We start from the raw sequence: 12,926 nt of genomic DNA on the forward strand, positions 1-12,926 counted from the left end.
GTGGACGGGGCCACCGCTGGCCTGCCCCTCAGGGGACCTCATTGCCGAGGAGAGTCACATGAGCAACCACGCGAATGACCAACGACCACTGGTCGTCGTCATGGGTGTGTCGGGATCGGGCAAGACGACCGTCGGCCAGGCGCTCGCCGACCGCCTCGGCGTCCCCTACGCCGACGCCGACACGTTCCACAGCGAGGCGAGCGTCGCCAAGATGGCGTCGGGCCACCCGCTCGACGACGACGACCGGGCGCCTTGGCTCCTGGCGATCGGCGCCTGGCTGGCCGAGCACGACGCGACCGGCGCCGTCGTCGGCTGCTCCGCGCTGCGGCGGCGCTACCGCGACGTGCTGCGGTCCGCCGCGCCCCGCCTCGAGCTCCTGCACCTGGCCGGCGATCCCGCCGTGCTCACCCAGCGCGTCGCCGAGCGGCCCGGGCACTTCATGCCCGCGTCCCTCATCACGTCCCAGCTCGAGACCCTCGAGGCGCTCGAGGCGGACGAGCGCGGCCGGGTTCTCGACCTGACCGCACCCGTGGACGAGATCGTCGCCTCCTTCGCCGCCTCGCTCACGAATCCCGGAGCCCGCCCATGAGCACGACCTTGAGCACCACCCTGAACTCGACCGTGCAGGCTGCCACCGAGGCGCTCAGCAGCGCCGGCAGCACCCAGCTCATCGTCGCGGCGCTCGTGGGCATCGCGGTCATCGTGCTGCTCATCACCCAGCTCAAGCTGCATCCGTTCCTCGCCCTGACGGTCGGCTCCATCACCGTCGGCGCGCTCGGCGGCATGGAGCTCAAGGACGCGCTCGCGAGCTACAGCACGGGCGTGGGCGCGACCGTCGCCAGCGTCGGCACGCTGATCGCGCTCGGCGCGATGTTCGGGCGGCTGCTCGCCGACTCGGGCGGCGCCGACCAGATCGCCGACACCATCATCAACCGCGCCACGCCGCGCACGCTGCCGTGGGCCATGGCGCTCGTCGGCGCGCTCATCGGCCTGCCGATGTTCTTCGAGATCGGGCTCGTGCTGCTGATCCCGATCATCCTGGTCGTCGCGCGCCGCTCGGGCCTGCCGCTCATGCGGATCGGCCTGCCCGCCCTCGCGGGCCTGTCCGTCATGCACGGGCTCGTCCCGCCGCACCCCGGCCCGCTCGTCGCGATCGCCGCGCTCGACGCCAACCTCGGCGTCACCATGGCCCTCGGCGTGCTCATCGCAATCCCGGTCGTCGCCCTCGCCGGTCCCGTCCTCGCGAAGTACGTCGGCCGCTGGGTCCCGGTCTCCGCGCCGGCGCTGTTCGTGCCCGCGGGCGCCCCGGCGGCCGTCGCCCCGATGTCCTCGGCCACCGCCACGACGACAGGCGCCGGCACTGACGCCACCAGCGCCGACGCGACCGACGCCGGCACGCGCCGCCCGTCGTTCACGACGACGCTCGCCACGGTCCTGCTCCCGGTCGTGCTCATGATGGGCAAGGCGCTCGTCGACATCTTCCTCGCCGAGGGCAGCAGCGTCCGCGCCGCCCTCGACTTCCTCGGGACGCCGCTCATCGCGCTGCTGCTCGCCGTGTTCGTCGCGATGTTCACGTTCGGGCGCGGCTCGGGCATGAAGCTCGGCGAGATCGCCACCTCGATCGAGAAGTCGCTGCCGCCGATCGCCGGCATCCTGCTCATCGTCGCCGCCGGCGGCGGGTTCAAGCAGACGCTGGTCGACACCGGCATCGGCGGCGTGCTCGCCGACGCGATCGCGGGCAGCAGCGTCTCTCCGCTCCTGCTGGCCTGGGTCGTCGCGGTGCTCATCCGCCTCGCGACCGGATCGGCCACCGTCGCGACCGTGACGGCGTCGGGCATCCTCGCGCCGCTCGCGCTCACGCTGTCGACGGGTGAGACCTCGCTCCTCGTGCTCGCCATCGGCTCCGGGTCGCTGTTCTTCAGCCACGTCAACGACGCCGGCTTCTGGCTCGTCAAGGAGTACTTCGGCCTGTCGGTCGGCGAGACGATCAAGAGCTGGTCCGTGATGGAGACCGTCATCTCGGTCGCCGGCCTGCTGCTCGTGATGGTGCTCGGGATCTTCATCTGACCCGAGTGGCGCTGACCCCGCGCGCCCGACGGCGGTGCGCGGGGTCAGGCCCCCAGGACCCCGCGCACCACGCTGTCGCCCGAGTGCGCCGGATCCCCGTCCAACGCCTCCTCCGAGACGTCGACGACGGGCAGGGCGGCGAGGTCGAGCCCGTCCGGCACGGTGAACCGGCCCTCGGAACCCTGCAGGATCCCGAGGCTCACGAGCTGCGTGACGTCGGGGTCGAGCAGCCACACCTCGCGGAAGTCGCCGGCCTTCGCCGCGCCGTCGACCGTGACGACGAGCACCCGGCTCCCGTCCGCCGCGCGCTCGACGCTCGCCGTGCCGCTCGCGTCCCAGCCGGGCAGCGGGTCGAGCTCCGCCCGCGCGACGACGGCGGGCGTCGTCTCGTCGCGATCCGGCCCGGTCGCCCACCACGTGCCCGCCGCGCCGCCGATGACGAGCCCGGCGGCAGCCGCGGCCGTGGCGATCCAGGGCCGCCGACGGCGCAGCGGCACGACCGGCGCGAGCGCCGGCTCCGGCGCCGCCTCGGCCTCCTCGCCCGGGCGCCCGCTCTCGGGGTCGAGCCCCGCGGACAGCTCGAGCTCGGCGCGGATGCGGTCCCACACCACGGCCGACGGCGCGACGAGCAACCCGGCGGCGGGCGCGGACCGGCCCGCCGCCACGACGGCGCTGAGCGAGGCCACCTCGGCGGCGCACGTCGCGCACACGGCGAGATGGTCCCGTGCGACGTCGGCGACGGGCTCGCCGAGCGCGGCGAGCGCGAGGACCTCCGGGTCAACGTGCTCCACCATCCACCTCCAACCGGTCGCGCAGGCGCAGCAGGCTTCGCCTGATGTGGCTCTTGACTGTCCCGAGCGGCAGCTCCAGCCGCGCGGAGATCTGATCGTGCGTGAGGTCCTCGTAGAACGCCAGCGCCAGGATCGTGCGCTGCGGCTCGCCCAGCCGGGCCAGCTCCTCGGTCACGGTCACACGGTCGGCCACCGCGACGGCCTCGAGCTCCGGCTCGGCCGGGGCGGCGGCCGCCGCGGCGAGCGCGCCCCGGCGCTCCCTGGCCCGCCGGACGTGGGCGTCCGCGATCGCGTGCCGCGCGATCCCGGTCAGCCACGCCGGCAGCGGCGCGCGGCCGGGGTCGAACCCGGTGCGCCCGCGCCACGCGTTCACGAACACCTGCTGGGTCACGTCCTCGGCCTCCGCGACGTCGCGCAGCGACCGCAGCGCGAGCGTGTGCACGTACGCCGACCAGCGCCGGTACGCCTCGGCGAGAGCCAGCTCGTCCCCCGCCACGAGCGCGGCGCCGAGCGCCTCCTCGGTCCACGTAGCGGGCCGTGGGAGCGATCCGCGGGACGCCAAGGTCGACAGGTGGCTCCTCCTCGGCGGGGCGGGTGCGGCGGGCGTCGAGCTGAGCAGCGCATTCATCGCTGGCCGGCCGGTTCGCTCGTGACGATGACATTATCGGAATAGCGACCCGCGTCACGCGCGAACGTGCCGCCGCAGGTGACGAGGATCAGCCGCGCCGATCCGTCCCGGCGGAACACGTCGGCCCAGGCGACGGCGGGCTTCGCCATGCGCTCGACGGCAGTCACGGTGTAGCGAAGCGTCGAGCCGTCCGCGAGGACGACGTCGACGGCGTCGCCCGGCGCCGCGTCCCCGAGCCGGGCGAACGGGCCGAGGCCCGCGGACGCGACCGAGTCGACGTGCGCCGCGATCACCGCAGTGCCGGCGGGCTCGCCCGGCGCGGCCCCGAACCGGTACCACCCGGCGCGCTCGGCGAGCGGCGGGATCTCCATCTGCCCGTCGGGCGCGACGCCGACCGGGTCGACCGGGACCTCGAGGCCGAGCGCCGCGATCGTCAGGGCGACGGGCGCGACGGTGCCCGGCGCCGCGGCGGCGGCGAGGTCAGCGCGAACGACGGCGACGGGCGTCGGCTCGGGTCCGTCGGGAGGTGACGGGGACGGCGTCGGCGTCGGCGTCGCGGGTGTGGCTGCGGGCGGGGAGCCAGGTGCGGGCGCCGGGCCGGCGCCGCAGGCCCCGAGCCCGCCGGTGAGAGCGGCGGCGAGCAGGACCGCGACGGCAGCCCGGCAGCCGCGCCGCCGGGCGGGGCTGCCGGGTGCCATCGCGTCCGCTCCTACCGTCCCGCTGCCGCGCCCGTCAGCCCCGGGCCCCCGTGGCCGCGACGCGCCGCCGACCGGCGAGCGCCGCGCCGGCGGCCGCCACGAGCAGCGCCGCGCCGAGCAGGACCGGGGCCGACGACGTCGGCGTGGCCGCGAGGCCCAGCTCGCCGGACGGCACGCCCCCCGGGGCTGAGTGCAGCCCCGAGATCGTCTGCACCGCGAGCTGCAGGTTGCCGGCTTCGAGGCTGCCCCACGCGTAGACGATCGTGTTGACGCCCTCGGCGACGTTGACGTCGGCCGGCCCGATGACCGGCGCGGTCGTGCCGGCGGCGGCGACGGCCGCCGAGATGGTGCCGGCGGGCAGGTTGAGCACCTCCTCCTGCGGGTTGACGAGCCCGGAGATCACGGGCGAGCCGCCCGCGAGCACGTCCACGGCGGGCGCCGCGGCGGTGTGCCGGGCCGTGAGCCGACCCTGGCCGGCCGCGGTGGTCGAGATGTCGTTGGTGAACAGCGTCGCGGTCGGCGCGCCGGCGGCGTCGAGGTGGGCGACGGCGGTGTAGTTCATGTCGGCGGCGAGCGGCAGGTCGATCGGGCCGATCGCGGGGGCGCTCGCGTCGGCGGCGTCGGCCGCGGTGATCGCGACCGTGTACGTCCCGGGCGGCAGGTCGAGCGGCCCGGCAAGACTGCCCGGCGTGAAGTCGTCGAGCGTCCGCTCACCGTTGACGTACACGTCGACGGTGAGGCCGGGCACGGCGTGCAGCACGGACAGCGAGGCGTTGCCCGCGGTCGCGGCCCCGGCCGGGACCGCCCCGGCGAGGGCGAGCATGAGGCCGGCGGCGCCGCCGGCGATGATGAGTCGAGTGCGCATGGCTTTCTCCTGTGACCTGCCCCGGGCTGTCCCGCCCGCGGCCTCGGAACTGCTGACACCCCCTCTACGGCCGGCCGGGCGCGCACGGATGCACCGGCGCGCGACGTCGTCGGCCGGGCCTGTGACAATAGGGACCGCAATGCTCCAGTAATCTGGAGTTCATGAGCCCCACCCAAACCGACCTCAAGACGCCGCCCCCTCTCCCGAAGGGGGGGCTTCGCATCGTCCCCCTCGGCGGACTCGGCGAGATCGGTCGCAACATGACCGTCTTCGAGCACGAGGGCCGTCTCCTCATCGTCGACTGCGGCGTCCTGTTCCCCGAGGAGCACCAGCCGGGCGTCGACGTCATCCTCGCCGACTTCACGTGGATCCGGGACCGCCTCGACAAGATCGAGGCCGTCGTCCTGACGCACGGCCACGAGGACCACATCGGCGGCGTGCCGTACCTGCTCAAGGAGCGCGCGGACATCCCCGTCGTCGGCTCCGAGCTGACCTTGGCCTTCATCGAGGCCAAGCTCAAGGAGCACCGGATCCGCCCGAAGACCGTCCAGGTCAAGGAGGGCGACCGGCGCAAGTTCGGGCCCTTCGACATCGAGTTCATCGCGGTGAACCACTCGATCCCCGACGGCCTCGCGGTCGCCATCCGCACCAAGGCCGGCCTCGTGCTCGGCACCGGCGACTTCAAGATGGACCAGTTCCCGCTCGACGGCCGGATCACCGACCTGCGCGCGTTCGCGCGCCTGGGTGCGGAGGGCGTCGACCTGTTCATGGCCGACTCGACCAACGCCGAGGTCCCCGGCTTCGTCGCGTCCGAGCAGGACCTCGGCCCGGCCATCGAGGCGGCCTTCCGCAACGCCCCGCGCCGGATCATCGTCTCGAGCTTCGCGAGCCACGTGCACCGGATCCAGCAGGTGCTCGACGCCGCCCACGCCAACGGCCGCAAGGTCGCGTTCGTCGGGCGCTCGATGGTCCGCAACATGGGCATCGCGCGCGACCTCGGCTACCTCAACGTGCCGCGCGGGCTGGTCGTCGACTTCAAGGCGCTCGACGGCATGCCCGACAAGAAGGTCACGCTCATCGCGACCGGCTCGCAGGGCGAGCCGATGGCCGCGCTCGCCCGGATGGCGAACGGCGACCACGTCATCCGCATCGGCGAGGGCGACACCGTCCTGCTCGCGAGCTCGCTCATCCCCGGCAACGAGAACGCCATCTACCGGGTCATCAACGGGCTGGTCAGCCTCGGCGCCAACGTCGTGCACAAGGGCAACGCCAAGGTGCACGTCTCCGGCCACGCCGCCGCTGGCGAGCTTGTGTACTGCTACAACATCATCAAGCCGCGCCACGCGCTGCCGATCCACGGCGAGTCCCGCCACCTGCGGGCCAACGCGGACCTCGCGATCTCCACCGGAGTCAAGCCCGAGAACGCGTTCATCGCCGAGGACGGCACCGTGCTCGACCTCGTCAACGGCAAGGTCTCGGTCGTCGGCAAGGTCCCGGCCGGGCTCGTGTACGTCGACGGCATGACCGTCGGCACCGTCACAGAGACCTCCCTCAGCGACCGCCGCGCCCTGGCCGAGGACGGCGTCGTCACGATCGTCGTGCTGATCGACCCGCAGTCCGGCAAGCTCAGCGAGGAGCCCGACTTCCTCACCCGCGGGTTCGTTCACGACGCCTCGTCGTTCGACGCCCTCGTGCCCGTGATCCGGGAGGCGCTCGTCAAGGCGGCCGCAGACGGGGTCCGCGAGTTCAGCGACCTCGAGCGGCTCATCGACCGCGCCGTGAGCCGGTGGTTCCAGCGCACGAGCCGCCGGACGCCCGTCATCATCCCGGTCGTGATCGAGGCCTGAGACGGCGCCATCCGAACGAGCGGTGACGGTGGTCACAACGGCCACCGTCACCGCCTGGCAGTCAGGTGACGCGCGTGTCACATGACGCAATGACCCGCGTCTCGATCTACACTGACCGGCGTGATCTTCAAGGCCGTGGGCGAAGGGCGCCCGTACCCCGACCATGGCCTCGTGACGCCCAAGCAGTGGGCCCAGGTGTCACCGCGCCAGGTCCGGCTCGATGAGCTCGTCACGACCAAGAAGACGCTGAACCTCGACAGCCTGCTGTCGGACGACTCGACGTTCTACGGGGACCTGTTCGCGCACGTCGTGCAGTACAAGGGCGTCCTGTACCTCGAGGACGGGCTGCACCGCGCGGTCCGCGCCGCCCTGCACCAGCGACCTATCCTGCACGCCCGTGTGCTCGTCATCACGTAGCGGGCGGCGCGCCCGCGCGGCAGACCGGTCGGGGCGCGCGCCGCGATCCGCTAAGTTCAGCGAGTGAACGCACAGGCGATCGATCGCGACCGGGCCCTGCGGCGTCGGCACCGGCGCGAACGCCAGGCCGTGCTGTTCGGCGGGCTCGTCGCGGGTCTGGCCGTGGCCGCCCTCGGCGGGATCGCCGTCTTCACCGGCGCCGTCGGCTCGCCCTTCTCCCGCGGGTTCAGCACCGCGGAGCCCGACCCCGAGTCCAGCGTCGCCGCCGCGCCATGCCCGCCGGAGGGCACGCTGCCGGTCGCGTACGGCAGCGTCCAGGTCAACGTCCTCAACGGCACCTCGCGCGCGGGCCTCGCCACCGAGACCTCGACCGCCCTGACCGAGCGCGGGTTCGTCGTGCTCGGCACCGGCAACTCCCCGACCTCGGTCAGCGGGACCGCGCGGATCAGCTTCGGCGCCGCGGGGATCGGCGCCGCCTACACCCTGGCCGCCCAGCTCGACGGGCCAGTCCTGGTGCTCGACGCCCGCGAGGACGCGACGGTCGACCTCGCCGTCGGCGCCGACTACCTCAACCTGCTCGACCCCGCCGCCGTCGTGCTCGACCCGGCCGCTCCGCTCACCGGCTCGGCGAACTGCATCGCGCTGTCCGACGCCGTCCCGGCCCCCGCGCCGGTCGCGGCGACCGAGCCCGCCGCCTGACCAAGCAGTCGCCTGACCAAGCGGCCGGCTGACCAGGCAGCCGACTCAGCACCGGCCGGCTACCCGTCGAGGCGCGCCGCGCCGGCGACGTAGTCGGGGCTGGCAGGCTCCTGGCTCGTCCCGCGCCAGCGCGAGATCGACCGCATCACGTGGTAGATACCGATCGCCGCGGCCGTGCCGAGCGCGATGCCCTCGAACGCCAGGTCACCGGCCGTGAAGGTGAAGTTCGCGACGCCGACCACGAGCGCGACCGCCGCGGTGGTGAGGTTGACCGGGTCCGAGAAGTCGACCCGCGCCTGCACCCAGATGCGCGCGCCGAGCACGCCGATCATGCCGTAGAGCATCGTGGTCGCGCCGCCGAGCACGCCCGCGGGGATCGTCGCGACGAGCTCGCCGAACTTCGGCGACAGGCTCAGCACGAGGGCCCCGCCCGCCGCGACCCAGTACGCCGCCGTGGAGTACACCCGGGTCGCGGCCATCACGCCGATGTTCTCGGCGTAGGTCGTGGTGCCCGAACCGCCGCCCAGGCCGGCGAGCGTCGTCGCGATGCCGTCGGCGAACAGCGCGCGCCCGATGACCGGGTCCAGCTCCTTGCCCGTCATCGCCGCGACCGACTTCACGTGCCCCACGTTCTCGGCGATCAGGACGAAGACGACCGGCAGGAACAGCCCGAGGACCGAAAGGTCGAAGCTCGGGGCGGTGAACTCCGGCAGGCCCACCCAGTCGGCCGCACGCACGAGCGCGTAGTCGACCTCGCCGCGCACCGAGGCGACCGCGTAGCCGACGACGACGCCGACCAGGATCGCGAGGCGCCCGAGCATCCCGCGGAAGAACACGCTCGCGCCGATGATCACGGCAAGCGTGATGAGCGCCGTGACCGGCGCCTTCTCGACGTTCCCCCACGCCGACGGCGCGAGGTTCAGGCCGATCAACGCGACGATCGTCCCGGTCACCACGGGCGGCATGACGAGGTCGATCCAGCGTGACCCGGCGACGTGCACGAGCAGGCCGACGAGCGCGAGCAGCACCCCGGTCATGAGCACCCCGCCGAGCGCGACGGACTCGCCGCCGGAGGCCATCGCGGCGCTGATCGGGGCGATGAACGCGAAGCTTGAGCCGAGGTAGCTCGGCAGCTTGTTGCCGGTGATGAGCAGGAAAGCGACCGTGCCGACGGCCGAGAAGAAGAGGGTCGTCGCGGGTGAGAACCCGGTGAGGATCGGGACGAGGAACGTCGCCCCGAACATGGCGACGACGTGCTGGAGGCCGATGCCGACAGTGCGCGGCCAGCTCAGGCGCTCGTCGGGCCCGACCACCTCGCCCGGGGAGATCGTGCGACCGTTGCCGTGCAGACGCCATCCGAAGCGGCTCATCCGAAAACTCCCTGCTCGCCGATCGCGGCGAGCGGGGTGCGCGCCGGACGGGCCGCCGAATGCGGGCGAGAGCGACCAGAGGAAGGGTAGCGACCCGCCATGGCGGGCCGCGCCGCTGTGTCATGCTCGGGTCATGCTCCGGGTCACGCTCGGGCGAGAACCGCACCTGTGGGCATCGCGAAAGGCACTCGACATGACCGATCCGCCCCCCGCCGCGCCCCCGCCCGCCCGGACCAACCCGCTCGCCGTGATCTCGCTGGTCGCGGGCCTGTGCGGGTTCAGCCTCGTGCCGTTCTTCGGGTCGGTCGCCGCGGTCGTCACCGGGCATCTCGCGCTCCGGCAGCTGCGCACCTCGGGCGAGGACGGCACGGGCTTCGCGCGGGCCGGCCTCTGGCTCGGGTACCTCGCGCTCGGCCTCACGCTCGTGCTCGCGGTCGCCTTCCTCGGGCTGGTCGTCGTCAGAAGCGGCACCGCCTAGATGACCGAGGCAGGGGGCCCTGGCGGCGGGCGCCGTCCGGGGGTGCGGCGCTGGGCCGGTGCGCCGCGCTGGGCGGACGGCGCGCTCTGGCCCGCGTTCTTCGCGGTGCACGCCTGGCTCGCGTACGTGGGGGTGGCGCTGATCCCCGCGCGCGCGTTCTACGACGTCGACCTCTACCGGTACTGGGTCGCGCTCGGCCTCGCTGGCGGCGGCTGGCCCGTGCTCGACGGGCCCTGGGTCTACCCAGCCGGGGCCCTGCTCCCGATGCTGGTGCCGGCGGCGATCAGCACGACGTCCACCGTCGGGTACGCGCTCGGATGGTCCGCGCTGGTCACCGCGCTCGACGCCGCGGCCGTCGCGCTGCTGCTGCACGGGGCCCGGGCGGCCGAGCGGCGGCGACCCGGCGCCGACCTGCCGGGCGGTCGCCGCGCGGCCTGGTGGTGGCTCGCGTTCCTCGTGCTGCTCGGGCCGGTCGCGATGGGACGCATCGACGCGATCCTCGCGCCGATCGTCGTCGTGGCGCTGCTTGTCGCGGCGCGCCGACCGCGGGTCGCCGCGGCGCTGCTGACGGCCGGCGCGTGGATCAAGGTCGCGCCCGGGGTCCTGCTCGTGCCGCTCCTGCTCACGGTCCGCCGGCCCGTCCGCGACGTCGTCGTGCCCGCGGCGCTTATGTGCGCCGGCGTCGTCGGCGCGGTCGCGGCGGGCGGCGGGCTGCGCCACGTGGCCAGCTTCCTGTTCACCCAGGACGCCCGCGGCCTCCAGGTCGAGGCCGTGGCGGCGACCGGGTGGGTGCTGGCCTCCCTCGTGCGCGACGACGTCGCCGTCGTTCTCAACGACGAGCTCATCACCTGGGAGATCGTCGGGCCGGGCACGGCCGCGGCGGCGCGCGCGCTCGACGTCGCACTGCCGCTGGCCGTGCTGGCGCTCGGCGCGCTGCTCTGGCGGGCGAGGGCGCGACCCCTGGACGTCGTCCTGTGGGGGTCGCTCGCGCTCGCGACGCTGCTGATCGTGGTCAACAAGGTCGGCAGCCCGCAGTACATCGGCTGGCTCGCGCCGCCGATCGTCGTCGCGCTGGCGGCCCGCGGGGCCCACGCGGGCGGCGCGGACCCTGACGGCGCGGACGCCAGCGGCGGCCTGACCTCGAGCCCCGCGGCGCTGCGCCGGGTCGCGGCGGGCGTGCTCGTGATCGCCGCGCTCACGCAGGTCGTCTTCCCGACGGCCTACCCGGCGCTGCTCGCGGGCAGCCCCGCGGTGACGGCGGTCCTCGCGCTGCGCAACGTCGGCCTCGTCGCGCTGCTGGCGGGCGTGTGCGTCCTGCTCGCGCGTTCCCCGGCGCGCCGGGCGCAGGTCACGCCAGCGCCGGCATGACCTCGCGCGCCACCAGGTCGAGGTGGTCGAGGTCGTGCAGGTCGAGCACCTGCAGGTACACCCGGGACGCGCCCAGCTCGCCGAGGGCCCCGAGGGTGTCGACCACCTCCGCGGTGGTCCCGGCGACGCCGTTCGCGCGCAGCTCGGCCGGCTCCCGTCCGATCGCCGCCGCCCGGCGCGCGACCTCGGCATCGGTCGCCCCCGCGCACAGCACGAGCGCGACCGAGTAGACGAGCGAGTCGGGGTCGCGGCCGATGCTCTCGCACGCCGCGCGCACGGTCGCGAACCGCGTCGCGATGTCGGCCTTGGCCGGGAACGCCGCGTTGTACTCGGCGGCGAACCGGGCCGCGAGCGCGGGCGTGCGCTTCGGTCCGTTGCCCCCGACGATGATCGGGACGCCCGCCCGCGCCGGGTCGAGCGGCGATGCCTGCACGGGCTTGGGCAGCGCCGGGGAGTCGGTCAGCGTGTAGTGCTCGCCCGCGTGGTCGAAGCGCTCGCCGACCGGGGTGCCCCACAGCCCGGTGAGCACCTCGAGCTGCTCGGTGAGCAGGCCGAACCGCTTCGCGGGGAACGGGATGCCGTAGGCGGCGTGCTCGGCGGCGAACCAGCCGGCCCCGAGCCCGAGCTCGACCCGGCCGCCGGACATCTGGTCGACCTGCGCGACCTGGACCGCGAGCACGCCCGGGTGGCGAAAGGTCGCCGAGGTGACGAGGGTGCCGAGCCGGATCCGCGACGTCTCGCGCGCGAGCCCGGCGAGGGTCGTCCATGCGTCCGTCGGGCCAGGCAGCGGGTCGCCGTCGCCCATCCGCTGGAAGTGGTCGGAGCGGAAGAAGGCGTCGAAGCCGAGCGTCTCGGTCGCGCGCGCGACGGCGAGCAGGTCGTCGTAGCTCGCGCCCTGCTGGGGCTCGGTGAAGATGCGGAGGTCCATGTGGGCAACCCTTCCACGCCGGAGCCGGTACCGCCGCCGGGCCGCCGGACCGTCCGGGTGGCAGCCTGGAAGGGTGACCACTCCCCCAGCCCGCCTTCCCGCGGCACCCCTTCCCGCGGCACCCCTACCGGCAGCCACGGTGCTCGAGGTGCTCGACTGGCGCCGTCGGACCGCGCAGAGCTACCGCGAGGTCCGCCGCCTCGCGGCGCGGGACCCCGCCGGGGCGCACCGCGCCTGGGTGCAGGCCCGCGACGAGCTGTTCGCGACCCACCCGGCGTCGCCGCTGCTGGCGGACGACCGCGCCCGCTTCACCGGGCTGCCCGTGCCCGCGTACGACCCGGCCTTCCGGTTCGAGGTAGCCGTCGAGCCGGCCCCGCCCGCGCGGTTCGAGGCCGAGACCGGCACGGACGGGCTCGTGCCGTTCGAGCGGATCGGCCTCGTCCGGCTCGGGGCGCTCGGGGCGCTCGACGTCTGGCGGCTGCGCAGCTACGGCGGCGGAGTCTTCGTGCCGGTGAAGGACGCGCTCGCGGGCACCGACGGCGGCACGTACGGGGGCGGCCGGTACGTGCTCGACACGATCAAGGGGGCCGACCTCGGCCCGGTCCCGCCGGACGGCCTCGTCGTCGACCTGAACTTCGCGTACAACCCGTCGTGCGCCTACGACCCGCAGTGGGCGTGCCCGCTCGCGCCGCGCGGCAACGTGCTCGCGGCGGCGGTCCCGGTCGGGGAACGGGTCGCCCCGGCCGTCGACTAGCCCGCTCCCGCCGAGT

The 12,926-nt window shown here is 74.3% G+C and carries 14 protein-coding genes; 8 read left to right on the forward strand and 6 right to left on the reverse strand.

The genetic code is table 11. The annotated features are described in order from the left end of the window. The first annotated feature begins 58 nt into the window (after positions 1-58). Positions 59-589 carry a gluconokinase gene (locus J4E96_RS18875; RefSeq protein WP_227423565.1) on the forward strand — a complete coding sequence of 177 codons (531 nt, stop codon included), beginning with the start codon at positions 59-61 and terminating at the stop codon, positions 587-589. Next, the gene (locus tag J4E96_RS18880) at positions 586-2,067 is read left to right on the forward strand and encodes a GntP family permease (protein ID WP_227423566.1); all 1,482 of its coding nucleotides are present in this window, start codon (positions 586-588) and stop codon (positions 2,065-2,067) included. The genes J4E96_RS18875 and J4E96_RS18880 overlap by 4 nt, the downstream gene beginning before the upstream one ends. Positions 2,068-2,111: 44 nt before the next feature. On the opposite strand, the gene J4E96_RS18885 is transcribed toward J4E96_RS18880, so the two are convergent. From J4E96_RS18885 to J4E96_RS18900, 4 genes are all read right to left on the reverse strand, one after another. Then, the gene (locus J4E96_RS18885) at positions 2,112-2,861 is read right to left on the reverse strand and encodes an anti-sigma factor (RefSeq protein ID WP_227423567.1); all 750 of its coding nucleotides are present in this window, start codon (positions 2,859-2,861) and stop codon (positions 2,112-2,114) included. Next, positions 2,845-3,420 carry an RNA polymerase sigma factor gene (locus tag J4E96_RS18890; protein ID WP_227423568.1) on the reverse strand — a complete coding sequence of 192 codons (576 nt, stop codon included), beginning with the start codon at positions 3,418-3,420 and terminating at the stop codon, positions 2,845-2,847. Before J4E96_RS18890 ends, J4E96_RS18885 begins: the two co-directional genes overlap by 17 nt. A gap of 62 nt (positions 3,421-3,482) precedes the next feature. Continuing rightward, positions 3,483-4,184, reverse strand: a complete 702-nt coding sequence (locus J4E96_RS18895) for a class F sortase (protein WP_227423569.1) — start codon at positions 4,182-4,184, stop codon at positions 3,483-3,485. Positions 4,185-4,218: 34 nt separating this feature from the next. After that, positions 4,219-5,049 carry a DUF4397 domain-containing protein gene (locus J4E96_RS18900; protein WP_227423570.1) on the reverse strand — a complete coding sequence of 277 codons (831 nt, stop codon included), beginning with the start codon at positions 5,047-5,049 and terminating at the stop codon, positions 4,219-4,221. Positions 5,050-5,210: 161 nt separating this feature from the next. Between J4E96_RS18900 and J4E96_RS18905 the strand changes: the two genes are divergently transcribed. The 3 genes from J4E96_RS18905 to J4E96_RS18915 all read left to right on the forward strand — a co-directional run bounded on the left by J4E96_RS18905 (position 5,211) and on the right by J4E96_RS18915 (position 8,012). Then, positions 5,211-6,896: a ribonuclease J gene (locus J4E96_RS18905; protein WP_227423571.1), complete on the forward strand. Its 1,686-nt coding sequence runs from the start codon at positions 5,211-5,213 to the stop codon at positions 6,894-6,896. 120 nt (positions 6,897-7,016) lie between these two features. Beyond that, positions 7,017-7,313 (forward strand): type II toxin-antitoxin system VapB family antitoxin, encoded by a 297-nt coding sequence (locus tag J4E96_RS18910; RefSeq protein ID WP_227423572.1) that lies wholly within the window; start codon positions 7,017-7,019, stop codon positions 7,311-7,313. A gap of 63 nt (positions 7,314-7,376) precedes the next feature. Next, positions 7,377-8,012 carry a LytR C-terminal domain-containing protein gene (locus tag J4E96_RS18915; protein WP_227423573.1) on the forward strand — a complete coding sequence of 212 codons (636 nt, stop codon included), beginning with the start codon at positions 7,377-7,379 and terminating at the stop codon, positions 8,010-8,012. Positions 8,013-8,071: 59 nt separating this feature from the next. Here J4E96_RS18915 and J4E96_RS18920 read toward each other — a convergent pair whose 3' ends face one another. Further along, positions 8,072-9,382 carry a uracil-xanthine permease family protein gene (locus J4E96_RS18920; RefSeq protein ID WP_227423574.1) on the reverse strand — a complete coding sequence of 437 codons (1,311 nt, stop codon included), beginning with the start codon at positions 9,380-9,382 and terminating at the stop codon, positions 8,072-8,074. Between the two features lie 193 nt (positions 9,383-9,575). Between J4E96_RS18920 and J4E96_RS18925 the strand changes: the two genes are divergently transcribed. Together J4E96_RS18925 and J4E96_RS18930 are read left to right on the forward strand one after the other, a co-directional pair. Further along, on the forward strand, positions 9,576-9,860 hold the full coding sequence (locus tag J4E96_RS18925; RefSeq protein ID WP_227423575.1) for a DUF4190 domain-containing protein: 285 nt from the start codon (positions 9,576-9,578) through the stop codon (positions 9,858-9,860). Continuing rightward, positions 9,861-11,228, forward strand: coding sequence for a glycosyltransferase 87 family protein (locus J4E96_RS18930; RefSeq protein ID WP_227423576.1), 1,368 nt, complete (start codon positions 9,861-9,863; stop codon positions 11,226-11,228). It begins immediately after the preceding gene. Here the strand turns inward: J4E96_RS18930 and J4E96_RS18935 are convergent. Then, positions 11,209-12,156: an LLM class F420-dependent oxidoreductase gene (locus J4E96_RS18935; protein WP_227423577.1), complete on the reverse strand. Its 948-nt coding sequence runs from the start codon at positions 12,154-12,156 to the stop codon at positions 11,209-11,211. The genes J4E96_RS18930 and J4E96_RS18935 overlap by 20 nt on opposite strands. A 73-nt stretch (positions 12,157-12,229) precedes the next feature. On the opposite strand from J4E96_RS18935, the gene J4E96_RS18940 reads away from it, so the two are divergent. Then, on the forward strand, positions 12,230-12,910 hold the full coding sequence (locus tag J4E96_RS18940; protein ID WP_227423578.1) for a DUF1684 domain-containing protein: 681 nt from the start codon (positions 12,230-12,232) through the stop codon (positions 12,908-12,910). The last annotated feature ends 16 nt before the right edge of the window (positions 12,911-12,926 follow it).

The sequence above is a fragment of the Pengzhenrongella sicca genome, assembly GCF_017569225.1.
Classification (GTDB): Bacteria; Actinomycetota; Actinomycetes; order Actinomycetales; family Cellulomonadaceae; genus Pengzhenrongella; species Pengzhenrongella sicca.